We start from the raw sequence: 24,212 nt of genomic DNA on the forward strand, positions 1-24,212 counted from the left end.
GTTTGCGATAGTATACTTAATAGTTGAAAGAATTACATAAACAGTACTCATCAATTTAAAAATAAAGATAGCGATAACGAGAGAGGAGACGTCAAGTGAATGAAATTTTAAAAGGCATAGTAACCTCGGGTACACTCATCGTCGCAATCGGCGCTCAAAATGCGTTCGTCCTTAAACAAGGTTTACTTAAAAACAATATTTTCTGGGTGGCGCTAGTATGTTTCTTGTGCGATGTGTTGTTGATGTGTGCGGGCGTACTGGGAGTTGGTACCGTCATTAAGAATAATACGTTTGCAAATATTGGACTTGCGATTGTTGGAGGACTGTTTCTTCTCTTGTATGGATTTAAATCTTTTCGTAGTGCATTTTCGTCATCACATACAATGAATGTTTCAACAGATTCTAAAATCATGCCTATTCACAAAACGATCTTACTCACATTAGCGATTACACTTTTAAATCCACATGTCTACTTAGATACGGTCGTCATCATTGGTGGTATAGCTGGGACTTTGACATTTGATCAAAAAGTCAATTTCTTGATCGGAGCTTTGATTGCCTCATTTGTCTGGTTTTTTGGATTAGGATATGGATCGAGATGGCTCATTCCTGTGTTTAAACAACCAAAAGCGTGGAAAGTACTAGATTTTGGAATAGGATGCTTAATGTTCTGGCTATCGTATCAATTAATTCAGTTTGCTTTAGAACAAAGTTAAATAGATATTTAAAGGGTTAAGGAGCAACTACAAAATATGAAGGACGATGAGATTTTATATTTAGTTGAACAGATGTCTGATGAAGAATACCTCTATCATGAAGAATTGAAGTGCTATACGAACGAAGGCTCACCATCCGACTTAGCTTATGCAAGAGTCCGTCAATTTAGGGACGCGAAGATGCTTCCGATATTGAACGATTTACTCGATAAAGTGAAACAAGCAGAACAAAAACAACATCTTTATTTTATGATTGGGACGATTGGTGTGAATTCGGGAGATGTTCGTGCAGGGATGTTACTGCTTGAAAAACTGGAGCAAGAGACAAAGCCGAGTCTTCTCGAAAGCATTTTGGAAGAACTAGCAAAACAGCAATGCATTCCTGATACAGAACGAATCGTAAAATATATAGACGATTCTCGGTCGTCAGTTCGAGAAGCTGCGATTCAAGCATTGCGAGCCTGTCGAGATGAGATAGCAGAGGATGTGCTAATTCGTTTGATTACGACATCAAATAACTCTTTTGATATCATGAGTGCTAATTTTGTTTTAGCCACGATTGGAACAGAGCGAGCCGTTCCTTATTTGACTCCTTTGTTGGATCATTCTCGAGGAGACGTGAGACATTCGGCTTTAGCAACGCTAAGTGAACTTGGAAATGGGTTAGATCTTTCGATATTTTTGCATGGACTAAAAGATCGATCTAGCAATGTGAGAGAGTATGCGTTAGTCGCAATCGAGCGACATGGTGATGAAGTAGCGATTGAACCGGTGATCAAACGTGTACAAATATTATTGAAGCGAACGCGACAAATACAAACAGATGAAGTCCTAATCGCTCTTCGATTTTTACATCGATACCAGCATTCCCATCAGGCGATTCCTAAATTATTTCATTGGATCATTCAAACAAAAAGAGAAGTCTTGTTTGACGAAGAATGGCAATGGATCGAAGACCATTTTACTTGCTATTGATGGGCTCGAGGATAGGTGGAGATAACAATCAATAAACAAACCTGACCTTCTTCACGTCTAGTGAGAAGTCAGGCTTGTTTATTTTAAGAAAATCAGATGTCCTTTGATTACTCCAGTTCATTCTCCTCAATAATCTTATCCGACAGCTTTAACTGCTTACTCACATCCTTGACTTGATTTCGACAGAACTTCAGCTCAACTTTCTTTTTTGTCGAGACGTCATAGCAGGTGCCTTCACCGGATGCTTTCGTCAAATCCGCTTCATAGTAATAGTCCTTGTAGCGAAACGAACCATCACGGAAGCCGGTCAGATTCGGTTGATCATCGACGAGGGATTGTCCCATCATATAGGACGTCTTAAGATTCAATAGATCAATGATTGTTGGTGCGATATCGATCTGTCCGCCATTCTCTTTCATGACCCGACTGGTTTGCTGGTCGGGTTTTTTGATGAAGAGTGGGATGCGGCGCTCGAGTTCAAAGGCAGCAACCGGGGACGAGATATCCGCTTTTTTGCGCATCTCGCTGTCTTCATTGACAAGTCCACTATCGTGATCGCCATAAAAGATGACGAGAGACTGATCCCAAAGATCGCGTTGTTTCAACTCGTCGATCATCTTTCCGACACCGGTATCGACGTAATGGACGGTCTGATAATACCGTTTCAGCATTGGATCCTCATAACCAGATAGATCAAGCGTCTGGTCTTCCTTGTCAATTTCATACGGTGTATGACTCGTCAGCGCGACTAAAAACGAGAAGAACGGTTCTTGCAACGTCTCCATGTGATCAATCGATTCGAGGAAGAACTGTTGATCGTTCAGTGCCATGCCGATTTTCTTCTCTTTTGAATAATCCTTTTGGCTGAAGAAGTGCTTAAAACCGATGTTCTTGTAGACATCGTCACGATTCCAGAAGCCTTTTTCGTAGGCATGCATCGCTGCCGTATCGTATCCGTTTTTCTCAAGTAATGCAGGGAGCGGCTCGAATTCATTCGTCGGATATCGCGTATAGACAGAGCCTGATTTTAATGGATAAAGTGACGTGTTCGTGATGAACTCAGCGTCCGAAGTTCGTCCTTCATGCGTCTGGTGGTAGAACGACGAGAAGTAGAGTGATTCCTTCTTCAATTGATTCAGGTTCGGCGTCACTTCTTCACCGTTGATGGTCTGGTCGATGACTGAAGCCTGGAACGACTCGAGCTGCACCAGAATGATATTTGGCGTCTGCTTCGGACCCGTTGGATTCGTCTGTTCCTTTTGATTGATGCGCTGTTGTTCCTGTGCCGTCAGTCCGTCGCCGGGTCGTCCAGTCACGCCTTTAAACACATCCCATCCGTGATAACCCCAAAAGCCAAACAGGTAGTAGTCACGCATATCGGAGATCGTTGCCGTCGGTTGACGCTCTTCCGTTAGCGTCCGGTACGTCAGTAGCGAAGCAGACAAGACGATACCACTGACTGCAAGGATTCCCGCCGTCCGGCGTCGTGTTTGCTTCGTCGTCACTTCCGGTCGTTTGTGGAAAACAAAAAGCAGTAGTACAAAGATCAAACTATCAGCGAACAAGAGGAAGTCTTGCGGTACGATCAAGGCGGTGAAGCCGCTACTGACGTCACTCATCTGCGTCATCTGTGAGAGGAGCGAGACGGAGAGAAAGTCCTCGAAGTAACGATAGTACCACATGTCGGAAGCCAGTAGAAAACTGTGCGCGAGCAGTAGACCGAGCCAGACCCAGCGGCGTTTATTCCACGGAATCAGTAACGTCCAGCTCGACAGGATCAGCATCCCGGCCAGGTTCATGAGTGTTAAATGGAGCGAAAGATCGGTCTTTGTAAAGTAACTAAACAGCATGAACTTCAGCATGCCGAGTAATAGATAAAGGGTGTAGCGAATCGCCATGGTCAGTACTCCTTACGTGTGTCGTCACACGGTCTTTACCCTAAACGTTTAATGGTGGAACGCCCAGATGTGGACAGCCATGTTCGCTTGTTCCATGATATAGTCGAAAAATTGGTCTATATTTCCTCTTGAATTCAAACAATTGACGTTAATTTGCGCAGAAAGCGGGAATAGAAAGCGTGTACGTCCATCGTCCGTCACTGTCTTTTAAAAAAGGAGCGAAGTCATGTCAAACGTGAAACTAGCGGTCATCTATTACAGCGCAACCGGAACGAACCATCAACTTGCCTCATGGGCAAAAGAAGCGGGAGAAGCGGCAGGAGCAGAAGTCCGCCTTGCGAAAATCAAGGAGACAGCCCCAGCAGAAGCGATTGCTTCGAACCCATTGTGGCAAAAGCATGCGGATGCCACACGTGATATCGAAGAAGCGACACCGGATCTACTCGACTGGGCAGATGCGATTATCTTTAGCGTCCCGACACGTTACGGTCATGTCCCAGGACAATTCCAACAGTTCCTCGACACGACAGGCGGACTGTGGGCACAAGGCAAACTCGTTAATAAAGTCGTCAGTGCGATGTCGTCGGCACAGAATCCGCATGGCGGTCAGGAAGCGACTGTTCTCGCAGTTTATACGACGATGTTCCACTGGGGTGCAATCGTTGCAGCACCAGGTTATTCGGATCCTGTCTTGTTCGCAGCGGGCGGAAATCCATATGGTACATCGGTCACTGTCGACCAAGACGGCAACATGGTCGAATCGGTCGAACCAGCCGTGCGCCATCAAGCGAAACGGACGGTTGAAGTGGCAAGCCGTCTCAACTCATAACATTACCTAATTCAAAAAGCGCCGGAATGCTGATTCGCATTCTGGCGCTTTTTCATATGCATCATGTATTTTGCGTCAACGGAAGTTCGACTGTGAACGTCGAACCTTGTCCTTCGATCGACTCGACATGGATTTCTCCATCATGCCCACGCGCAATTTCGCGACAGATTGAGAGCCCAAGACCAGTACCGCCGATTTGACGGGTGTCCGAATTGTCGACACGATAGAATTTTTGGAACAAGTTACTCATCGCAGAAGCAGGAATCCCGATACCCTCATCTTGAATCGCGACGGTGACACGTGACGCGTGTCGCGTCAGTTGGATATCGATCGTTCCACCAGCTGGTGAGTATTTGATCGCATTGTTGATCAGGTTACTGAACAATTGGCGAATCTTCTTCGCATCCCCTTCGACGATCAGCGGTTCGACGTTTCGGAATATTTCAATCGCGTGGGAAGACGACGACAGGCTATGCAACTGTTTCAAATCCCGAATCATCGCGACGATATCAAACGGTGCCATCTCATATTCCTGACGGTTTGCTTCCATCCGTTGCAGGTCGAGGAAGTCATTGATCAACAGCGAAAGACGTTCTGTTTCCGAATGGACCGCTTCGAGATACTTCTTCTGTCGCTTCGGTGGCAGGTCACGCTGAATCATCAGCTCAGTAAAGCCATAGATCGACGAGAGTGGTGTCCGCAGTTCGTGCGAGATCGTCGAGACGAGTTCGTTTTTGATCCGGTCAATCTCGACTTCGTTCGTCACGTCACGTAAGACGAGTAGAATCCCGCGGAACTGTCCACCATAATGAATGCTCTCGGAATACGTCTTGATGAAGCGTCGCTCGTGATCGATTGAGAAGGTGATTCCTTCACCGATTTCACGCTGAACGAACGTCTTTTTCAAGTAACGTTCGAATTCCGGTAGTTGGTCGACGCGATGCTTAAGTTGGACGACAGACGGAGTGATGTTCATCAGTCCGTTCTCATCGATACTGTCATCAACCGGATGGTCAAACAGATCGAGCAATGGTCGGTTGATCAATTGAATATCGCCTTCGGGTTCGATATAGACGATCGATTCACGAATCGAGTTCAATAGTCGCGCCGTTTTTTCCCGCTCACGTTCAATCTCGTCGAACGTCCGCATCCGCAAGAGTGACAATGCCAGCTGGCGCGCGAAGGCGGCTAGTTCTTCCTGCTCGTAACGATCAAACCGATCCTGACCGCGGGACAAGAAGATATAGGCGATGATCTCATTTTGACTCGGATCAAGAACCGGTGTGACAGCGCGTGCGACTTCGTCCTCGAACTGTGTATGCGGTCGTTTATCTTGTCGCGACTCACGCAATAACGGCTCAATCGTTGGCATCCAATCCTCGACTGTGAGCGGTGTCTGTGGATAAAAGACGATATCGATGACTTTTGTTCCTTCTTTAAAGATCAGTGCGCCTTGATCAGACTGCGTGATCTCAACCATCTTTTGGATGACAGAAGGATAAGCGCTGATGCTATCGCGCGACGCCAGTGTCTCCGTCAATTGATTCCGTAGACGCAAGTGGGACTCGTTCCGTTGCGTCAGTTTTAAGGCATCTTCGAGATTGACGTTCGTTGACATCAATTGATGTTTATTTTCGATCAAAGCTGTCGCCATCTGATGGAACGATTTACTCAATTCACCAATCTCGTCAGCACGGTTGAGTGGAATCAACGGTAACGTATGCTCACCGCTTGCAAGAAGTTTACTCTCCTTGCTAAGAAGATGGATCTGTCGCGTCGTCCGTTCGATGAACGGGCGGACGATCAGCAAGATAACAAGGAATAGGACGAGCAAATTGACGAGCCAAATCCACTCAGCATACTTCGTCTGGGTGACGAGTTGTTCTTTTGCACCAAGTTCTTTCGCGCGAAGACTACTCCGGTAGTTCGTGAACGTGCTCTCCATCGTGTTGACGCTTTTACGCATCGTTTCACTATTCGAGGCATTCATCTTGAATTTCCGGTTCGGGTCCCGTGGCACTTCTGGCATCATCGCCTTCAGACTCGGCATCTGCAAGAAACGTTCGTCGATCGTGCCTGACTGCTTCGCTTGAACATATTTAATCAAGCTTGGCATGACGAAGTTCGTATACGAGTTATAGAGCGACCGGATATCAGACGCATAGATTTGATCCGCTTTGTAGAGACGATTTTTCTCAAACCAAGCGGTCTGTTGTTCAAGTGAGGCTTTTTTTTCATCAATCACGTCGAGCACGGCATCGTCACCGAAGACGATATAACCCCGCATCTCGTATTGAAGGGACTGCCAATCGTCCCAAAGTTTTGTCGCTCGATCTTCGCGCAAGCTGATCGCATCAAGCTCCTGTTTTGCATCCGTGACTTGGTGGTTCGTATAAAAATAAGCAGCCAGGGAAGAGATCGATAGTGTGATAAGAATGAGATAAAACGACGACATGATCTGTCGGCTGATCTTTTGATTGAACCATTTTCGCATATGGATTATGGATGCTCCTTTGTCTATGTGAGTCAAGCGTCTATTAGATGTATTACGTTGGAATATTTGTTACCGTAATCGTACATTTTTTAGACGAATAAATATAGTCATAATGCTTAAAATATCTTCAAAGTAAGAGATACAGGTTCACAAAGAAAACTTAGAACGACAAAAAAAGCAGAACGGGATCTTACTCCCATCCTGCTCCGATGCCCATTAATGATGTTCGACGACGATCTTCCCGATCGTTTTTCCGCTCTCGACGAGACGGTGTGCTTCTTTTAGATTGTCGGCATTCATGCCGATTAACGTCTGTGTGACCGTCGTCTCAAGTGTATGCTCTTCGATCCATGCTGCGACTTGCGTCAGAATCTCATGTTGGCGGATCATGTCCTCTGTCGCGAACAGCGGACGCGTGAACATGAACTCCCAGACGAACGTCGCGCTCTTTTGTTGGAGCGCACTCAAATCGAGTTTTTGATCCGTCTCGACGATGCTACAGATTTTCCCTTGTGGTGCAATCACATCGACCATCGCCTCAAAATGTTGGTCCGTCGCATTGAGACAGAAGATATAGTCGACGTACTTGTAGCCGAGGGCTTCAAGCTGAGGACGGAATGCCTTGTGGTGATTGATCGTATGATGTGCACCATGTTCCTTAGCCCACTCGATCGTCTCGTCGCGTGACGCCGTTCCGATGACGGTCAGCCCAGCGTGATTCGCGAGTTGTGTCGCGATTGAACCAACACCACCAGCGGCTCCGATGATGAGAATCGTCTTCTCGAGATTCGACTTAGCATCAAACGTCAATCCGAGACGATCGGTCAATGCTTCGTAAGCTGTCAGCGTCGTCAACGGGAGAGCAGCGGCTTCGCTGAACGTCAACCGTTCCGGCTTTTTGGCGACGATTCGTTCATCAACGAGTTGGAAGTCACTGTTTGACCCGGGGCGCTGAATCGCACCGGCGTAATAGACTTCATCACCGACTTGGAAGAGGGAGGCATCATCGCCGACTTCAACGACGACTCCGGCTGCATCGTAACCGATGACCTTCGGGGCGTCTTCGTCTTTCCCGTGAGCACGGACTTTCGTATCGACCGGGTTGACGGAGACAGCTTTGATCTCAACCAATAAATCGTGTCCGGTTGCTTCCGGGCGTGGCAGTTCTAAATCAATCAGACTCTCTTGTTCCGTTAGTGGTAAGTGTCGGTGGAAACCGACAGCGGACATGTTCGACATCGACAATCATCCTTTCCAGATAGGAATCGTTTCTCTCCATCTGTTCCACCCCCGCTCGGTCTTAAAACCAATTGCGAAACTTTGAAAACCGATTCCCCTTCTGTCGTCAACGTAAGAATGCTGGATAGATATGGTAGCATATGAGAGTAGCTATCAACTTTTGAGAAGGAGCGATTTTGTATGTATGACGTCATCTCTCTACCGGCAGGACCGACTCAAGTCACGATTGAACGTTACCTCGTCCATGCGCATCCGCACCCACGTCCGTATCGACCCGCGCGTTTGATTGCCTTGCGTCAAAGTGGTGGCGTCATGCATCGACTGTATCGCACGGAGCGGGAAATCGTGCTCTCTCCGTACGAGGCACTTGCCCCACAAGTCCAGCGGCTCTCGTTCTCACAACAGGAGCGTGTCCTTGCGTATATCGAAGAACGTCGCGCGAGCTTCGGTTTTGATGAAGGGGAGGAATACAAATTTTACTTACTGGAAGTAGCGTATGAACTCCGTCATCTACCACGAACGGATCGACCGATTCGGGCACATACGTACTATCAACTGGATGAGCTGTTGTCGGGTCGGCCGCTCGTCTTGCGAGCTAGAAGTCAAGAGCGCTCCACATGAGACAGAAAAACAGAACATGAAAAAGCAGTCCGCCTTTCCTGACGTTCATCGCGAGGAGGGCGGACTGTTTTTTAAAGTGCCGGAGTTGGCGTCGGTGTGACACCGGTCTTCTTATAAGCTTGATCGATGGCAGTCCGGATTTCTTTGACGGAGCTACCTTTTTGATAAGCGACGATCGACTGCGCTGCGATATCGAGACAGGTGCCGCACGTAATGCCGTGCGTCGTCCAGGTCGTGGAACTAGCAGTCTGCTCTTCGATGAAGCAGTCATAGTTGCTTGTATGACCAGCAGATTCACCGCAACCACAATAACAAGGCATCTTCTTCAAGAGATCAGGATGTTTAGCGACGGAGCGGTAAATCGTCTGGATCGACTCATCCTGTTCGTTCAGAAAAGCGGGTAACGTGTCTGGTCCCGCGGTCTTCTCGAGTTGATCACCAGCACCGTGGCTGGCATGGTCCGCATGATCTCCGTGATTCGTCTGTTCTGTTTTTGGAGCACCCGTTTGATCAGCTGTTCCGCATGCAGCGAGCAACAGGCTGATACTAAGGGGAAAGGCGTAACGATATAGTCCTATTTGCATAATGTGCCTCTCTTTCATCGTCTTGCCTTCATTATAAGGAAAGACGTATCGAGAAGGCGTGACGATTTGTTGACGCTTACTTGGCGAGTGCTTCCGTGATCGTCTCGATGTTTGCTTGCATCATGCTGTAGTAGGTGTCGCCATCCTTACCCGGTGCACCGAGTGAGTCGGTGAAGAGAGTACCACCGATCGGAACACCAGTCTCCCTTGAGACGGTTTCCATGCTCCGCCGATCGACGCTCGTTTCGACGAACAGGACTGGGATATCTTGCTCCTTGATCGTATCGACGATCCGGCGGACTTGAGCCGGAGTTCCTTGATTATCTGAGTTGATCTCCCAAATATAATCCGCTTTGACGTCATAGGCAGTTCCGAAGTATTTGAAGGCTCCTTCGCTCGTGACGAGATGACGTTCTGCTTTCGGAATAGCGGCAAACTGCTTTTTCGCTTCCTGATCAAGCGTCTGCAATTTTTTAATATAGGCATCGGCATTTTTTTCGTAGTCGGCTTTGTGCTTCGGATCTTCCTTGATTAATGCCTGCTTGACGTTTTCGACGTAGCGAATCCCATTGCTTATATCGAGCCACGCATGCGGATCAGTCTCCGATTCTTTGCCCTTCGTCGTCAGGTATTTCGGTTCGACGCCTTTGCTTAAACGATAGACTGGTGCGTCAGACGCGTCTTTGCCAGTCGTTGCCCGGAGTTTATCGAACCACGCACCGCCGGCTTCCAGGTTCAACCCGTTGTAGAAGACGACGTCAGCATCTGCCATCGCTTGTACGTCTGCTGGAAGTGGATCATACTCGTGCGGGTTTGCCCCGATCTTGACCATGCTGTGGACATCGACATGTTCACCACCGACCTCACGTGCGAGGTCAGCGAGAATCGAATATGTCGCAACGACCTTCAGCTTCCCGTTATCTTCTGCAGGTGTCGAACAAGCAGCAAGCAAGACCGTGCTGAGGAGGACGAACAGAAAAAGTTTTAATTTCATACAGTAGACTCCTTTCGTTTCCGGTGACGCATCAGACCGTGACGTGGTGAGAAGACGAAGACGAGGGCGAACAACGTCGTCGCGACGAGGACGATCGACGCACCGGAAGATAGATTATAGGTAAAGCTGAAATACAGTCCGATGATGGCGGACAACGTACCGAAGCCTCCCGCTAGGAACAGCATCCGTGAGAGGCGGTTCGTCAGTAAATACGCGGTCGCTGCCGGTGTGATCAGCATCGCGACGACGAGGATGATGCCGACGGTCTGAAGTGAAGCGACGGTGACGAGTGTTAGTAACGTCATCAGTCCGTAATGAATCCAACGCGTCGATAGTCCATAGGCTTGCGCCATCGTCGGATCAAACGAGCTGATCAGCAACTCTTTGTAGAACAAGAAGATTCCACCGAGGACGATCAATCCGATGATGACGGTCATCCACATGTCGCTCGGACGGACCGCGAGGACGTTACCAAACAGAATGTGATAGAGATCGCTACTGCTACGCAAGAACGAAATCAGGATGATCCCGAGGGCGAAGGCGGATGTGAACATGATTCCGATTGCCGTATCGTTCTTGATGCGACTGTTCTGGCTAACAAAGCCGATTCCGAGTGCGGTCACGAGACCCGTCACGACAGCACCGATCAGGAAGTTGATTCCGAGTAGATAGGAAATCGCAACACCAGGTAAAACGGCGTGCGAGATTGCATCCCCCATCAACGACATTCCGCGAAGGATGATGAAACAGCCGATCACACCACAGATGATGCCGACCATGACGGCGGTGATCATCGCTTTTTGTAAGAACTCATACTGAAGTAATGCCTCGATGAACGTCATCCTCGTCCCTCCTTGCGTCGTTCGAATAGCGGTAAGCCATACGCTGGTTCGAGCCATTCCGGTGTCAAGATATCAGACGGCGGACCGACAGCGATCAGTTGTTTGTTCAACAGCATCAATGTGTCGAAGTAGTCTTCTGCTTTATGCAAATCATGGTGGACGACGACAATCGTCCGCCCTTCGGCTCGGAGTGTCCGTAAGAGCTCGATGATCATCTGCTCACTCGCGACATCGATGCCGACGAACGGTTCGTCCAGCAATAGTAGCTCTGCTTCTTGGGCAAGGGCACGCGCCAGAAAGACCCGTTGTTGCTGTCCGCCTGACAGTTCACCGATTTGGCGTTCAGCATGATCGGACATACCGACGCGTTCGAGACAATCCATGGCGAACGCTTTTTGTGCTTTCGATGGTCGTTTGAATAAGCCGAGCTTCGGATAACAGCCCATCAACACGACATCCTGCACACGAACCGGGAAATCCCAATCAATTGCACTTCGTTGTGGGACATAAGCGACGCGTGACCGGACGTCTTCGAGTGATTGGTCGAGCACGCGTAACTGCTCGATACGAGCCGGGATCAGACCGAGGACGGCTTTTAAGAATGTGGATTTACCAGCACCGTTCGGTCCGATGATGCCAATCAACGAAGCGACCGGGAGGCGAACGGACACTCCGTCGAGTGCATGGGTATCAAAATAAGAGACGGTGAGACGATCAACGTCAAGGGCGTACATGAATGATCACTCCTTTGGTTTTGTGGTATATAGAAGGAAAGTTTCCTTAGGGCAAAAAATAGGGTAAAAATTTTAACTCCAATTACTGGATAAAGATTCGGTCTACAAATAATGTTTCCTTAAGGCAAACTTTAAAGCCGTAGGAAACAGATGTCAACTGTTTTTCGATATCGATCGCGAATCAACTCGTGCTAAGATGAAAAGGCAGAATCGTAATGGGGGTGAGGAGATTGCGTCAGACAGCAGAACAACAATGGAAGTGGTTATTGCTCGATGCGCTCGCGAAGGAAAAGCGGGAGCAAGCACAGCAAGTCATCGAAGAGGTCTATCCGTATGATATCGCGCAAGTGTATGAAGAGTTGGGCGAAGACGATCAGGCACGACTCCTCGACTATCTCGATCACGAGCGATTGGCAGATGTCCTCGAGGAGCTCGAAGGGGAGCAACGTCTCGCCGTCTTACGTCGTTTGGACGTCGAGCGTGCCGGGCACGTCCTCGATTTAATGGAAAACGATGACGTCGCGGATTTACTTGAGGAACTGGGACCGGAAGAGACCGACCGTTTGCTTGGTAGCATGCGGACGGACGAGGCTCTGATCGTCCGCAATCTCTTGACGTATCCACCGGAAACGGCCGGGCGCTTGATGACGAACCGGTTTATCTGGGTCGGCGAGGATTTCACGGTCGGTGAGACGGTCGAGAAAATGCGCGACTACATCGAATACTCGGAGACGATCAACTATGTCTACGTCGTCAATCAACTCAGTGAACTCGTTGGGGTCATCTCATACCGGGATGTCATTCTAGCTGAAAACACGGAACGGATCAGTGACGTCATGGAGACGAAGGTGATCCGAGTCGCAGCAGAGACCGATCAAGAAGAGGTCGCGCAATTGTTCGAACGCTATGATCTCGTCTCGTTACCCGTCGTCGAGGGCGACATTCTCGTTGGATTGATCACGGTCGATGATGCGCTTGACGTCTTACGGGAAGAAGCGAACGAAGATATCGAGAAACTCTCGGCGTCCGGTAAATCGATTGATTTCGAGACGAAGCCGTGGATTGCTGCGACCCGTCGTTTACCGTGGCTCGTCTTGCTACTGTTCATCGGGCTCGTCTCCGGATCAATCATCAGTCAGTTCGAAGAGACTCTCTCAAAAGTCGTCGCGCTCGCCTTCTTCATGCCGATGATTGCCGGGATGACCGGAAATACCGGTACTCAATCGCTCGCGGTCGTCGTCCGCGGATTGATCACGCGTGAAGTCGATAAGCGGGTCGCGACTCGATTAATCCTGCGAGAACTCTGGGTTGGTTTAATCATTGGTATCATTTGTGGTATCTTGATCGCCGTCATCGCCTACGTCTGGCAAGGGAGTGCCGTCTTAGGACTTGTCGTCGGCAGTTCGCTCGTCATCACGTTGATCTTTGGGACACTTGCTGGAACAATCATTCCGCTCATCTTACATCGTCTAAAGATTGACCCGGCGATTGCATCCGGACCATTGATCACGACGTTGAACGATATCTTGTCGCTCCTCGTCTACTTCGGGATCGCAACGGCCTTCATTAGCCGCTTGATGTAAAAAAACCGAACCGATTCACTTTCGTCAAGAGGAAAGGAATCGGTTCGGTTTTTTCATGTGTGATCATTCGTCGTGCGAATCCAGATCGCGAGTGGACCAACGTCGTCAAAGCCGGCTTCAAGCGCCGTGATCAGGTGATCACCATACTCGTAACCGACGAGCGATTGACCGGGAAAATGTGCTGAACTCAAACGTGCGATATCATCCCATAAGCGTTCGTCGAGGTAATCGGAATTGACGTACGTCAGTCCGGTCGTCACTTGATTCGAGTAGGCGATGCAACTTGCTTGTTGCGCCTCCGAATAGAAGAATCGGACAGCGGGATGTTGCCATAACGTTGTGGGCAACTCCGGTGTTGCCTGGATAGCCTGGAAGCGAGCGAACTGATCGAGATCCGTCACGACGGACCAATCGACGGGAAGAGCACGGCGATCGAGTATGGCAGGGCGGGTCATCCATTCCGCTGTGAACAGATGACTGAGACCGGCACTCGAGAAATCATAGCTTGCCGTGCAGTCCTTGATACTGTAGACATCCGTGACACCAATTCGCTGATGGGGAAGCCGGACCATAAGTTCCGGATAATAGCTTGGTACGTTTCCTTGAGCGTGCCAGGTCGAATCAGTTTCTGTCACCCGGCAACCGGCTGACTCACAGACGAGGCGACACCAATCGAAATTATTTTGGATGGCGGCTTGGCGCATGGATCATTCCCCCTTATTCATCCTCCGGTTGTTTAATCAGGACATACGATAACGTGGCAATCAGTGTTAAGAACAGCCCGCAGCCAATCGTGATGTATGCCATCGTAAAGACCTTACCGAGCGTCGTCGTCGGAACGAACGTTGGATGCCCGACCGTACTTAGTGTCGTGATACAAAAGTAAAGTGCATCCACTATCGACAGGTTTTCTTCCGTGCTATAGAAGATTGTACCGGAAACGAGTGTCAACAGGCAGAGAATCAATAGACCACGAAAGTAAGATAAGTGAAAGGCGCGGCGCAATCCCTTGAATAAGCGTGAAAAAATCGTCAGTACAGAAATCATGGAATCTCTCCTTTAGGATCGTTGCGTCGAGTCCATCGTATCATGAATGAAATAATCGTTCTTTCCGGCATGTTTGACACGATACATCGCTTGGTCAGCATGCTGAATCAGCGTGTCGAGATCGACGCCATGATTGGGTGAGTAACTGAGTCCGATGCTCGTTCGGATTTCAATGGTTTCTTCAGCGAACCGGTAAGGGTTGTCTTGCAAGTACGTCAACAGGTCTGCGGCATAAGTATGGAGCGTAGCGACAGACGGATGACGATAGAGTAAGAAGAATTCGTCGCCACCGACACGGGCAGCGAATCCATTCTGTTCCGCATGGTGTTCTAGTAGGCGAGCGATATGAATCAAGAAGGCGTCACCGATTTGATGTCCATACGTATCGTTGATGGCTTTGAAACCATCGAGGTCGACGACGATGATCGCCGCGTGATCAAGTTCGAGTAACTCTTGCGCTGCACGTTCATAAAAGCTCCGGCGATTCGCAATCTTCGTCAACGGATCGTGGTAGGCGAAGAAACGAATCGTCTGCTCGGCCTCCTTGAAGGACTGGATATCACGAATCAACAGCATCCCGTGCAGTTCCTGTTCGATGAAGACGAAATCGGCATCCATGACGACGTAGCGTTCTTGCTGTTGTGCTGTCAAAATCTTCGTTTCGAATTCGTTGAACTTCCGCTGTGATAAAAAGTGCGTCATATAATGCAGCGACCAATCGGCTTGTTTTTTATCCGGCAAGTAGGTCGAAAACGTACATGCCGTTAAGTCATCGGTCTCAAACAGGCGATGAGCGGCTGGGTTGGCACTCTCGATTCGTCCATCCCGGTCGAGCAGCAGGATTGCCGAAGGATTCAAATTGTAGAGCGTCGCGAAACGCTTCTGATAGGACGCGAGATAATCGAATCGGCGCATTGCGATCGCCAGTGCTCCTGCCCAGAACAAACCGCCATACATATAGGCATACGGTGGCATGATGCCGTAGAACGACCAGTAGCCGAAGACGATATCCCACGCGAGAACGAGAATCGCGACACTGAGTAAGACATTGATAATGCCACGACGTGCATCTTTCAAGTGTGTCCGTGCGTACACGAGCAGACCGATGACAAGAAGGTGAAAGACGTTTCCGACCGTCATCGTCACTAAATATTGTGTGTTGAATTCAGGGTAAATGAACTGCCCGACCTGTGTGAATTGCTGACTGTTGATGACGTTCGTCTGGAAGACGTATGTCGTCAGCACGATGCCCATTGGCAGATAGAAAATCCATGGGTACAGTAAACGTGGCATTCGTTTCCACAAATTCGAGACGCGAAAGATGAAGTGGAGCGATGTACTGAAGACGATTAGACCCGCATTCCCGAACCAGTAGGTCACGAACGCCGGACTCGACTCGATTGGGGAGGCGTTTCGGAAAAATTCACCGAGGAACAACATCCCGTAAGCGAACGTGAATAAACTCAGCAGTCGGTGTTGCGGACGTGATGGGTTGCGTAAAAATATATCAATCGACATGTAGAACATGATGAAGGTCGGAATCAGATAGACGATCGTAAAAAGAAACAAGGATGGCATGGCGTTCCGCCCTTCTAGATAATTTTTAGGTAGATAGTCTCAGTATAGTGGGCGAAGATTGCTTAGGCGGATTGAAATTTCAAAAAAAGGGAAATCAGTCGAGATTTAATGTCAGTCGTCGTATTTTGGCGATCCCTTCGAGACCTGATGGATCATGATGTGTCTTATGGGCGACGAAATGTTCATCGGCTTCTGTCGTCCGGATCCGTAACGGACGTTCGTCACGGTGGACGACCTCGAAGATCACCTCAGCCAGGGCTTCTGCCGATTGGCGATCGGCATGTCGCGTCCGATACGTCTGCAAATAGGCCGTGATGATCGGTTTGAAGTCGTCTTCGTGTAAGCCGCCCGTCCGTTCAAGTTGATCGAGAACCGTTGCGGTAAAGTTCGTCTCGACGGCGGCTGGTTCAATCAGGGTGACGTCGATGTTGAAGTACGGTTTATAGTAGGTCGCAAGACTTTCGAACAGCCCTTCGATCGCGAACTTACTGGCACAATACAGTTCATTCATCGGTTGACCGACGAGACCACTGACGCTTGAAGTCGCGAGTAAGTGACTACCGTCCGGTGCTTGTTTGAGTAAGGGGAGACAAGCTTCGATCGTTCGGATGACACCGAAGACGTTCGTTTCGAAGAGTTGCTTGATTTCATAACTCGTTGCTTGACCGAGTGCGCGCAGCAAACCATGACCGGCATTACAGAACACGACGTCGAGATGATCGACTTCTTGTTCAATTTGACGAACGGCTGCTTTCACGCTTGTTTCATCCGTCACATCGAGCGGCAAGAAGGTAAGCGTCGGTAATGATACGGTCATTTCGTCTGGGCTCCGGACACCAGCGTAGACGAACCATCCGGCGTCTGCGAATCGCCGCGCCGTCGCAAGACCGATACCGGAAGAAGCACCCGTGATCAACATCGTTTGCATATCTATTCCTCCGTTCTGAAAGTAGTTGTCTTCTATTATTTACCCGAATTACTGTTGAACTATTTGCATTAAAATTGCATATTGTAATGAAAAAACTTAATATAAAGAAAAAAGGAGGCAGGAATCGATGGGGCAAATCGAACGGTTGCAACAGATGCGGGAATGGATCAAGACGAGTCCTGAAATTTCGCTCGATCAATTGATGCAGGAGTATCAGATTTCACGGGATACTGCACGTCGTGACGTCATCGCCCTCGAACAAGAAGGGGAGATCATTCGCGTTAAGAATGGATTAGTCCGTGCTGGTGGAACACTTGCATATGAGCAACGGACAGAGAAACCGGAAAAACGGCGGATCGGACAGCGTGCAGCGCGTCACGTCCAAGCGAACGATCGCTTATTGCTCGACGCTGCAACGACGGTATCTGAGATGGCACGAGCACTTCCGCCTTATCCACTACAAGTCATCACGAACTCACTCGACATCGCAGACTATGTCGGAGCTCGCACGGATATTGAGCTGTACGTCACGGGAGGACGTTTCGACCGGCATGCGCGCAGCTTGAGTGGGATCAAGACGGCAGACGACATCCTGAATTATCAAGTTGATTGTGTGTTTCTTGGAGCATGTGGATTGACGGAAGAAGGACTTTTTGCGGAACAACTCGAAGAAGCGGTCGTAAAGAAAGCGATGATTCGAAGTGCGACCCGTGTCATCGTCCTCGCAGACCATACGAAATTCAATAAGCGTTTTTTGCATAAGGTCTGTGACTGGGAGCAAATCGATGTGCTCGTTACGGATCAAGTACCAGACGCAACGTGGCAAGAACGACTAGATCATTATCATGTCGATCTCGACGTGACAGAGGAGGAAACAACATGAACCCGATTCAAACGACGCTCGTCGGATTCGGCTTTTCAGCGGTGACGTTCCACGTTCCGTTCTTACAGGCATTACCGGCATTTGAAGTGACGCAAGTCGTCTCGAGTCGACCGGAGCAGGTGGCACAACATTTCAGTAATGCGGCGGTCGTCGCGACACTTGCAGAAGCCTTGCAGGATGAGAACACGGAGCTCGTCATCATCACGACACCAACGGCACTGCATTTCGAAATGGCAAAACAAGCGATTGAAGCGAAAAAGCACGTCTTACTCGAAAAGCCGGCTGTCGTGACGATCGAAGAAGCACTAGCGCTGCAAACGTTAGCGAAACAACACGGGGTGCAGGTCGCCATCTATCAAAACCGTCGCTTCGACGGGGACTTCCTGACACTTGAACAATTGATGGAAATGAACGAGATCGGCGACTGGCAAGTCATCGAATCACGCTTTGATCGCTATCGTCCGGTCGTTCGGGAACGCTGGCGGGAACAAGCGGGAAGTGGCGCCGGCATCCTGTTTGATCTCGGCTCACACTTACTCGATCAATCACTTGCCTTGTTCGGAGAACCGGATGCACTCACGGGCGACGTCTACCTGCAACGTGACGGTGCTGTCGTTGATGATGGTTTCCATATCACGTTGCACTACGGGACGCGTCGTGTCATTCTCCGTTCGACGTCCTTCATTCAAGGACCAACACCACGTTTCGAGTTTCATGCGACGCGCGGCAGTTACATTAAATACGGAATGGACCCGCAAGAAGGACGGCTTGCGAAAGGTCATCCGGTGAACGAACAGCTCGGTGAAGATGAAGTAGATTCCTACGGTTACCTTCAAATCGCTGATCAGCCAGTCGAGCGTCTCGCGACACTTCCAGGCAGTTATGCGACGTTTTATGAACAGTTGGCGGAAGGACTTCGCAGGGGACGAGTACCTGTCGATTTACGCGACGCGGAAAAAACGATGCGTTTGATTGAAGCAGTACGTATCAGCAGTGATGAAGGACGACGCCTCTTACGAAAGGAATGGGATGCATGGAAGAATTGAAGGTGTTGCTAGCGGAAGAGGACGAACTCGTCTTGACGTCCTTGACGAATACGGAAGCGATCGGGATGGGACATGAATTGATCGGACGGGCGATGAAGGAGAACTTATCGATCGCCGTTGAAATCAAACGGAATGGACAGCGTTTATATTACGCGGCGCTCGACGGTACGGCACCGGATCAGGAAGAGTGGATCCGCCGGAAATCGAACGTCGTCTTGCGGCATGGCTATAGCTCGCTCTACATGCGTCGGTATAATGAAAGTAAACATCGCTCGTACCACTCGATGTATGCCGTTTCGCCAGCTGATTATGCCGATGCCGGTGGATCGTTCCCGATTCGGATCGAAGGAGTCGGTGTCGTCGGTACGATCACCGTTTCCGGTTTATCGCAGGAAGCGGATCATCGCCTCGCGACGGAAGCGTTGCGCTTACTTAAGAGACAACAGCTGGGGCAATAAGGTATTTATAAAACACAAGTGTTGATTCTCGTGCAAGACTTCGCTTTCCGCGGGCGGAAGGCGAGCCTCCTCGCCGCATTCGCGCCTACGGGGTCTCACCCATTCCGTTTTTCCCGCAGGAGTCTTCGTCTTGCACGTTCATCAACGGATCGTTCGACACGAAAAAACCGAAATGCTGAAGTAGATCCACTTCAGCATTTCGGTTTTTTTATGTTCTATTTGACAGATCATGAGAAACAGTCGGACTCACGTTGTTCACGCGACTCCTACAGGAAAAAGCGCAAGATATTGCGCTGTCAGAGACAAACAAGACCCGTGTCGGCTGTCACTGACAGCCGAGACTGGCTTGTGTCTCGCCTGAGGAAAGCGCGTGAACGAATCGTGAGGACAATCGTCACGATGCCATCGAATCAGATGAAGCGGACACGTCTTTGCGTGTGTTCCCGCGATAGACGAAGTAAAGCGCAGCAAGCATCGCAACTAGACCAAGCAGACGTTTTCCGTCGAGCGGCACGACGACGCCACCGAACGCACCGATGTGATCAATGACCATCCCTGCTGCGAGTTGACCGATGACGGTCGCGATACTAGCTGCCGTGACACCGATTTGCGGAACAGCAAGAATCGTCAGGAAGAGATAACTGACGCCGAATAGGACGGCACTGAGTTGCCAACGTGGTGCTTCAAGCAAGAGCAAGACGTTTCCTTGACCAAAGAATAGGATGGCGAGTGCGAGAATCAGCATTCCGGTAAAGAAAGTCAGGAACGTACTTTCCAGAGCCCCTGCCTTTTGACTGAAGGCACCGTTGATCGAAGACTGGGCACTCAGCATCACGCCGCCGAGTAATGTAAAACCGAGCAATAGAATATTCACGAGCGAACCTCCTTAAAAGATGAGAAATAGAGCGACGAGCATCAAAGCAGAAGCCGTCAGCTTGTCACGATTGATCGGACGTTTCGGACTACCGAGCCAGCCGTAATGTTCGATGACCATGCTGGCGATCATCTGTCCGATGATGACACTGATCATGGCGAGACCGACACCGACGAGCGGGATGCTGATGATCAGGATCGTCAAGTAGATGCTACCGAGCAGACCACCGAGCAAGGTCCATTTCGGTGCACGGAATGTATAGCCGAGTGAACCTTTTCCGAAGAAGAGGACGATCAGTCCGATGATGATCGTACCGGCGAAGAAATTATAAAAGCTACTTTCGAGTTTTCCGACGAAGTTCCCGAGTTCACCATAGATGGCTCCTTCGACACTTAAAGCGATACCCGCAAGTAACGCGAGTACGTAATACACGATTTTCAACAGAATTCATCCTTTCACGAATCTAAATATCGAGAAATGTCGATATGTAAGGCAAGGAGAACGGATCAAAGTTCTCCTTTGAGGTACGCTGCGAGCTCCTGGATTTTTTCTTCATTTCGCCGGTAATACGTCCATTTGCCGTGACGTTCGGATTCGAGCAATCCGACTTTTTGCAACATCGCAAGATATTGGGAGACGGTCGATTGAGATAAGTTCGCCTTCTCTTGGATATCTCCGACGCAGATGCCTCCCTTGTCCGACAGATTCGTCGCGAGATGGGCCGTCGGCTTATTGAAATGAGTCTCGGGATCCTTGAGCCAGCGTAAGATATCAAGACGTACCTCGTTCGATAATGCCTTGAATAGATCCACTTGATTTGTCATACGCTTAAACTAATCGATGATTCTCGATATGTCAATCCAAGACACTTAAGGTTGGACGAATGCATGCTTTAAAAGTCGATGTGTCACCTTAGTTGCCGTATACGGCTCAAAACCAAATCGTTCATAAAATGTACTGGCATCGTCCGTATAGAGCCAGAGCTCGGAATACGTCAACAGCGCTTCTGGAATGATTTTCTCAAGCAGTTGCGTACCGACACCGTGATGTCGCATTTCCGGTAAGACGTAGACATGACGAATCCGACCGACGTCGATCGCGTCGGTTTGTTTCATATAACCCCCGCACGCAATGACGTGACCGGAGAGCGACAAAACGACGAACATTGCTTCTCCGTCTTCTCGATACGTTTCATTTCGGCGTTCACGTAGCATCCGTTCGATGAAGGGATAGCCTTCCTGTGTACTCTTTGATAAGATTGGTAACCAGTTGAAGTCATCAAAATCGTTGACCCGTTCGATTGTCATCTCCATCTGTCATTCCTCCTTCTTCTCCCTTGGATATTCCTTTTTCGGGAGTGGGAAAAACACGAATCGAGAATCAATTCGAGCTTTTTTTAAATAGAGACTGGATTTTTAAAAGCCGTTTTGCGTATAATGAGAAGTAATGGATTGAACGCAAATGAAAGGAAGTGGCCGTCACAATGAGCCTCAGCCGTTTAAGTAAAGAAGAGATTACTGATCTTTCGCTGATCGAATTCGTCAACGAAATGTTGCAAGAAGCTGGCGAACAGCCAATCACGTTCGATGACATCACGTCAGAAATCGAAAAGTACCATACGTTTACAGATGAAGAAGACAAGTTCGAGAAACTTGCTCAACTCTATACAGACATGAACATCGACGGAAACTTCGTCAACGTCGGAGCAAACCGTTGGTCACTCCGCGCTTGGTATCCGTTCGATAAGTCGGATGAGGATCTCGTCATCGAAGCGCGTCAACGTGGAGAACTCGATGAGTTTGAAGAAGAGTTCAACTATGATGCAGAAGAAGATGAGTTCGAAACGATTGAAGACGATCTTGATACATTCGCGAAGACAGCGGACTATGATTCAGCTGACGACAGCGAAGACGATGATACGTTCAAAAAAGTCGCAGCCATCGATGATCTCGATGATGATCTCGACGAAGAAGACTTAGAAGACTTCGAAGAAGAAGAGGAAGTCTAAGCACGATCAACCACAACTGTACAGCTGCTATTTCCCTATAGAAATGGCAGTTTTTTCGTTGACGGCTGACGAACGAGCACGGAAATTTTTCTTTGAAAAATTAGGCTTGACGAAGTTTTCCGAATGACGTAAGTTAGTCATGGGCTTCTTTAAGCAACGTGCTTATTTCAGCAAAAGTGTCTCCTATTCCAATGGGGGCACTTTTGCTTTTTTGTTTTTACCACCTCTGTATTGTTGAGATGTGAATTAGAGAAGGGAGCAATATTTAACATGACAAAGTATATTTTCGTAACAGGTGGCGTCGTATCGTCACTCGGTAAAGGGATCACCGCTGCATCGCTCGCTCGTCTCTTGAAAAACCGTGGCCTCAATGTCACGATCCAAAAATTCGATCCGTACATCAACATCGACCCAGGTACGATGAGTCCGTATCAACACGGAGAAGTGTTCGTCACGGATGATGGCGCGGAGACAGACCTTGACCTTGGTCACTACGAGCGTTTCATCGACATCAACTTGAGCCAGAACGCGAACGTCACGTCTGGACGTATCTACTCGACGATCCTCAAGAAGGAACGCCGTGGCGACTACAACGGTGGAACGGTCCAAGTCATTCCGCACATCACGAACGAAATCAAGGATCGCGTCTTCCGTGCTGGAAAAGAAACGGGCGCTGACGTCGTCATCACAGAGATTGGTGGAACAGTAGGGGATATCGAATCGCTTCCGTTCATCGAAGCCATTCGTCAGGTGAAAAACGATATCGGGAAAGAAAACGTCATGTACGTTCACTGTACGCTCGTTCCGTATCTTGCAGCAGCAGGTGAGCTCAAGACGAAACCGACACAACACAGTGTCAAAGAACTCCGTAGCTACGGTATTCAACCAGATATCATCGTCTTACGTGCGGAGCACCCAGTCCCACAAGAGATGAAAGATAAAATTGCTCTCTTCTGCGACACACGTCCGGAAGCAGTCATCGAAGCACAAGATGCATCGACACTCTATGAAGTACCACTCAACTTGCAACGCCAAGGTATGGACCAACTCGTCTGTGACTACTTCAAGTTCGATACACCAGCTGCTGACATGACGGCTTGGAAACAACTCGTTCACACAGTGACGCACCTCGAGAAGACGACGAAGATCGCACTCGTCGGGAAATACGTCGAATTGCGTGATGCGTACATTTCGGTCGCAGAAGCATTAAAACACGCTGGATTCGCCTTCAACAGTGACATCGAAATCGACTGGATCAACGCAGAAGACGTGACACGCGAAAACGTCAACGAATTACTTGGTTCAGCAGACGGAATCCTCGTTCCTGGTGGATTCGGAGAACGCGGTATCGAAGGGAAAATCGAAGCGACACGTTTCGCACGTGAGAACAACGTACCGTTCTTCGGTATCTGTCTCGGGATGCAACTCGCGACAGTCGAATTCGCACGTAACGTCCTCAACCTTGAAGGCGCACACTCAGCGGAAATCGACCCAGCGACACCATACCCGATCATCGACTTGTTGCCAGAACAAAAAGACATCGAGGACCTCGGTGGTACACTCCGTCTCGGACTCTACCCATGTAAACTCGAAGATGGAACGAAAGCACGTGCCGCGTACTCAAGCGAGCTCGTCTACGAACGTCACCGTCACCGTTATGAGTTCGGCAACGAATTCCGCGAGCAGTTCGAAGCAAACGGCATGGTCTTCTCAGGTACGAGCCCAGACGGTCGTCTCGTTGAGATCATCGAAATTCCAGAACACAAATGGTTCGTCGCGTGTCAATTCCACCCAGAATTGATCTCGCGTCCAGAACGTCCACAAGCACTTTTCCATGACTTCATCCAAGCTTCACTTGGTGAATAAGTCATGTTCAAATAG

The 24,212-nt window shown here is 49.1% G+C and carries 25 protein-coding genes; 10 read left to right on the forward strand and 15 right to left on the reverse strand.

What is annotated here, in order from left to right:
* Positions 1-95: 95 nt before the first annotated feature.
* Positions 96-716 (forward strand): LysE/ArgO family amino acid transporter, encoded by a 621-nt coding sequence (locus NOM72_RS00170; RefSeq protein ID WP_035395728.1) that lies wholly within the window; start codon positions 96-98, stop codon positions 714-716.
* 72 nt (positions 717-788) lie between these two features.
* Positions 789-1,691: a HEAT repeat domain-containing protein gene (locus tag NOM72_RS00175; RefSeq protein WP_203229904.1), complete on the forward strand. Its 903-nt coding sequence runs from the start codon at positions 789-791 to the stop codon at positions 1,689-1,691.
* Positions 1,692-1,798: 107 nt separating this feature from the next.
* On the opposite strand, the gene NOM72_RS00180 is transcribed toward NOM72_RS00175, so the two are convergent.
* Positions 1,799-3,589, reverse strand: coding sequence for an LTA synthase family protein (locus NOM72_RS00180; RefSeq protein ID WP_255997268.1), 1,791 nt, complete (start codon positions 3,587-3,589; stop codon positions 1,799-1,801).
* 226 nt (positions 3,590-3,815) lie between these two features.
* Between NOM72_RS00180 and wrbA the strand changes: the two genes are divergently transcribed.
* Complete coding sequence (gene wrbA, locus NOM72_RS00185) at positions 3,816-4,418, forward strand: NAD(P)H:quinone oxidoreductase (protein ID WP_023469582.1); 603 nt, start codon at positions 3,816-3,818, stop codon at positions 4,416-4,418.
* A 61-nt stretch (positions 4,419-4,479) separates the two neighbouring features.
* Here the strand turns inward: wrbA and NOM72_RS00190 are convergent, their stop codons facing one another.
* On the reverse strand, positions 4,480-6,912 hold the full coding sequence (locus NOM72_RS00190; RefSeq protein WP_255997271.1) for a HAMP domain-containing sensor histidine kinase: 2,433 nt from the start codon (positions 6,910-6,912) through the stop codon (positions 4,480-4,482).
* A gap of 216 nt (positions 6,913-7,128) precedes the next feature.
* On the reverse strand, positions 7,129-8,142 hold the full coding sequence (locus NOM72_RS00195; RefSeq protein WP_255999181.1) for a zinc-binding alcohol dehydrogenase family protein: 1,014 nt from the start codon (positions 8,140-8,142) through the stop codon (positions 7,129-7,131).
* A gap of 189 nt (positions 8,143-8,331) precedes the next feature.
* On the opposite strand from NOM72_RS00195, the gene NOM72_RS00200 reads away from it, so the two are divergent.
* Positions 8,332-8,772, forward strand: a complete 441-nt coding sequence (locus tag NOM72_RS00200) for a hypothetical protein (protein ID WP_255997273.1) — start codon at positions 8,332-8,334, stop codon at positions 8,770-8,772.
* 71 nt (positions 8,773-8,843) lie between these two features.
* Here the strand turns inward: NOM72_RS00200 and NOM72_RS00205 are convergent, their stop codons facing one another.
* The 4 genes from NOM72_RS00205 to NOM72_RS00220 all read right to left on the reverse strand — a co-directional run bounded on the left by NOM72_RS00205 (position 8,844) and on the right by NOM72_RS00220 (position 11,926).
* On the reverse strand, positions 8,844-9,356 hold the full coding sequence (locus NOM72_RS00205; protein ID WP_255997274.1) for a PCYCGC motif-containing (lipo)protein: 513 nt from the start codon (positions 9,354-9,356) through the stop codon (positions 8,844-8,846).
* Between the two features lie 76 nt (positions 9,357-9,432).
* Positions 9,433-10,350, reverse strand: a complete 918-nt coding sequence (locus NOM72_RS00210) for a metal ABC transporter substrate-binding protein (RefSeq protein WP_023469577.1) — start codon at positions 10,348-10,350, stop codon at positions 9,433-9,435.
* Positions 10,347-11,192, reverse strand: coding sequence for a metal ABC transporter permease (locus tag NOM72_RS00215; protein ID WP_023469576.1), 846 nt, complete (start codon positions 11,190-11,192; stop codon positions 10,347-10,349). Before NOM72_RS00215 ends, NOM72_RS00210 begins: the two co-directional genes overlap by 4 nt.
* Positions 11,189-11,926, reverse strand: a complete 738-nt coding sequence (locus tag NOM72_RS00220; RefSeq protein ID WP_055969370.1) for a metal ABC transporter ATP-binding protein — start codon at positions 11,924-11,926, stop codon at positions 11,189-11,191. Before NOM72_RS00220 ends, NOM72_RS00215 begins: the two co-directional genes overlap by 4 nt.
* Before the next feature lie 230 nt (positions 11,927-12,156).
* On the opposite strand from NOM72_RS00220, the gene mgtE reads away from it, so the two are divergent.
* A complete protein-coding gene (mgtE, locus tag NOM72_RS00225) occupies positions 12,157-13,509 on the forward strand; it encodes a magnesium transporter (protein ID WP_255997277.1) in 1,353 nt (450 codons plus the stop codon).
* 53 nt (positions 13,510-13,562) lie between these two features.
* On the opposite strand, the gene NOM72_RS00230 is transcribed toward mgtE, so the two are convergent.
* From NOM72_RS00230 to NOM72_RS00245, 4 genes are all read right to left on the reverse strand, one after another.
* The gene (locus NOM72_RS00230; protein WP_050678853.1) at positions 13,563-14,213 is read right to left on the reverse strand and encodes a hypothetical protein; all 651 of its coding nucleotides are present in this window, start codon (positions 14,211-14,213) and stop codon (positions 13,563-13,565) included.
* A 13-nt stretch (positions 14,214-14,226) separates the two neighbouring features.
* Positions 14,227-14,556 (reverse strand): potassium channel family protein, encoded by a 330-nt coding sequence (locus NOM72_RS00235; protein ID WP_023469572.1) that lies wholly within the window; start codon positions 14,554-14,556, stop codon positions 14,227-14,229.
* Positions 14,557-14,568: 12 nt separating this feature from the next.
* Positions 14,569-16,134: a sensor domain-containing diguanylate cyclase gene (locus NOM72_RS00240; RefSeq protein ID WP_255997280.1), complete on the reverse strand. Its 1,566-nt coding sequence runs from the start codon at positions 16,132-16,134 to the stop codon at positions 14,569-14,571.
* Positions 16,135-16,228: 94 nt separating this feature from the next.
* Complete coding sequence (locus tag NOM72_RS00245; RefSeq protein ID WP_023469570.1) at positions 16,229-17,062, reverse strand: SDR family oxidoreductase; 834 nt, start codon at positions 17,060-17,062, stop codon at positions 16,229-16,231.
* A gap of 127 nt (positions 17,063-17,189) precedes the next feature.
* Here NOM72_RS00245 and NOM72_RS00250 point away from each other — a divergent pair, with 127 nt between their 5' ends.
* Genes NOM72_RS00250 through NOM72_RS00260 form a run of 3 tightly spaced genes read left to right on the forward strand, consistent with a single transcriptional unit; the run spans position 17,190 to position 19,449 of the window.
* Positions 17,190-17,945: a DeoR/GlpR family DNA-binding transcription regulator gene (locus NOM72_RS00250; protein ID WP_035395763.1), complete on the forward strand. Its 756-nt coding sequence runs from the start codon at positions 17,190-17,192 to the stop codon at positions 17,943-17,945.
* Positions 17,942-18,991: a Gfo/Idh/MocA family oxidoreductase gene (locus tag NOM72_RS00255; RefSeq protein WP_255997282.1), complete on the forward strand. Its 1,050-nt coding sequence runs from the start codon at positions 17,942-17,944 to the stop codon at positions 18,989-18,991. The genes NOM72_RS00250 and NOM72_RS00255 overlap by 4 nt, the downstream gene beginning before the upstream one ends.
* Positions 18,979-19,449, forward strand: coding sequence for a heme-degrading domain-containing protein (locus tag NOM72_RS00260; protein ID WP_023469567.1), 471 nt, complete (start codon positions 18,979-18,981; stop codon positions 19,447-19,449). The genes NOM72_RS00255 and NOM72_RS00260 overlap by 13 nt, the downstream gene beginning before the upstream one ends.
* 394 nt (positions 19,450-19,843) lie before the next feature.
* Here NOM72_RS00260 and NOM72_RS00265 read toward each other — a convergent pair whose 3' ends face one another.
* From NOM72_RS00265 to NOM72_RS00280, 4 genes are all read right to left on the reverse strand, one after another.
* Complete coding sequence (locus NOM72_RS00265) at positions 19,844-20,323, reverse strand: DMT family transporter (protein ID WP_023469566.1); 480 nt, start codon at positions 20,321-20,323, stop codon at positions 19,844-19,846.
* A 12-nt stretch (positions 20,324-20,335) separates the two neighbouring features.
* Positions 20,336-20,764: a DMT family transporter gene (locus NOM72_RS00270; protein ID WP_023469565.1), complete on the reverse strand. Its 429-nt coding sequence runs from the start codon at positions 20,762-20,764 to the stop codon at positions 20,336-20,338.
* Positions 20,765-20,829: 65 nt separating this feature from the next.
* Positions 20,830-21,147 (reverse strand): ArsR/SmtB family transcription factor, encoded by a 318-nt coding sequence (locus NOM72_RS00275; protein WP_023469564.1) that lies wholly within the window; start codon positions 21,145-21,147, stop codon positions 20,830-20,832.
* 45 nt (positions 21,148-21,192) lie between these two features.
* Complete coding sequence (locus NOM72_RS00280) at positions 21,193-21,636, reverse strand: GNAT family N-acetyltransferase (protein ID WP_023469563.1); 444 nt, start codon at positions 21,634-21,636, stop codon at positions 21,193-21,195.
* A gap of 170 nt (positions 21,637-21,806) precedes the next feature.
* Between NOM72_RS00280 and rpoE the strand changes: the two genes are divergently transcribed.
* Positions 21,807-22,331, forward strand: coding sequence for a DNA-directed RNA polymerase subunit delta (gene rpoE, locus NOM72_RS00285; protein ID WP_023469562.1), 525 nt, complete (start codon positions 21,807-21,809; stop codon positions 22,329-22,331).
* Between the two features lie 270 nt (positions 22,332-22,601).
* Positions 22,602-24,197: a CTP synthase gene (locus tag NOM72_RS00290; RefSeq protein WP_023469561.1), complete on the forward strand. Its 1,596-nt coding sequence runs from the start codon at positions 22,602-22,604 to the stop codon at positions 24,195-24,197.
* The last annotated feature ends 15 nt before the right edge of the window (positions 24,198-24,212 follow it).

This window comes from Exiguobacterium sp. LL15 (assembly GCF_024436095.1).
GTDB lineage: Bacteria > Bacillota > Bacilli > Exiguobacteriales > Exiguobacteriaceae > Exiguobacterium_A > Exiguobacterium_A indicum.

Coding starts and splice junctions, on each gene's coding strand:
- NOM72_RS00175 (WP_203229904.1), top strand. CDS start 789: ATGTCTGATGAAGAATACCTCTATCATGAAGAATTGAAGTGCTATACG.
- NOM72_RS00180 (WP_255997268.1), bottom strand. CDS start 3,589: ATGGCGATTCGCTACACCCTTTATCTATTACTCGGCATGCTGAAGTTC.
- wrbA (WP_023469582.1), top strand. CDS start 3,816: ATGTCAAACGTGAAACTAGCGGTCATCTATTACAGCGCAACCGGAACG.
- NOM72_RS00190 (WP_255997271.1), bottom strand. CDS start 6,912: ATGCGAAAATGGTTCAATCAAAAGATCAGCCGACAGATCATGTCGTCG.
- NOM72_RS00195 (WP_255999181.1), bottom strand. CDS start 8,142: ATGTCCGCTGTCGGTTTCCACCGACACTTACCACTAACGGAACAAGAG.
- NOM72_RS00200 (WP_255997273.1), top strand. CDS start 8,332: ATGTATGACGTCATCTCTCTACCGGCAGGACCGACTCAAGTCACGATT.
- NOM72_RS00205 (WP_255997274.1), bottom strand. CDS start 9,356: ATGCAAATAGGACTATATCGTTACGCCTTTCCCCTTAGTATCAGCCTG.
- NOM72_RS00210 (WP_023469577.1), bottom strand. CDS start 10,350: ATGAAATTAAAACTTTTTCTGTTCGTCCTCCTCAGCACGGTCTTGCTT.
- NOM72_RS00215 (WP_023469576.1), bottom strand. CDS start 11,192: ATGACGTTCATCGAGGCATTACTTCAGTATGAGTTCTTACAAAAAGCG.
- NOM72_RS00220 (WP_055969370.1), bottom strand. CDS start 11,926: ATGTACGCCCTTGACGTTGATCGTCTCACCGTCTCTTATTTTGATACC.
- NOM72_RS00230 (WP_050678853.1), bottom strand. CDS start 14,213: ATGCGCCAAGCCGCCATCCAAAATAATTTCGATTGGTGTCGCCTCGTC.
- NOM72_RS00235 (WP_023469572.1), bottom strand. CDS start 14,556: ATGATTTCTGTACTGACGATTTTTTCACGCTTATTCAAGGGATTGCGC.
- NOM72_RS00240 (WP_255997280.1), bottom strand. CDS start 16,134: ATGCCATCCTTGTTTCTTTTTACGATCGTCTATCTGATTCCGACCTTC.
- NOM72_RS00245 (WP_023469570.1), bottom strand. CDS start 17,062: ATGCAAACGATGTTGATCACGGGTGCTTCTTCCGGTATCGGTCTTGCG.
- NOM72_RS00250 (WP_035395763.1), top strand. CDS start 17,190: ATGGGGCAAATCGAACGGTTGCAACAGATGCGGGAATGGATCAAGACG.
- NOM72_RS00255 (WP_255997282.1), top strand. CDS start 17,942: ATGAACCCGATTCAAACGACGCTCGTCGGATTCGGCTTTTCAGCGGTG.
- NOM72_RS00260 (WP_023469567.1), top strand. CDS start 18,979: ATGGAAGAATTGAAGGTGTTGCTAGCGGAAGAGGACGAACTCGTCTTG.
- NOM72_RS00275 (WP_023469564.1), bottom strand. CDS start 21,147: ATGACAAATCAAGTGGATCTATTCAAGGCATTATCGAACGAGGTACGT.
- NOM72_RS00280 (WP_023469563.1), bottom strand. CDS start 21,636: ATGGAGATGACAATCGAACGGGTCAACGATTTTGATGACTTCAACTGG.
- rpoE (WP_023469562.1), top strand. CDS start 21,807: ATGAGCCTCAGCCGTTTAAGTAAAGAAGAGATTACTGATCTTTCGCTG.
- NOM72_RS00290 (WP_023469561.1), top strand. CDS start 22,602: ATGACAAAGTATATTTTCGTAACAGGTGGCGTCGTATCGTCACTCGGT.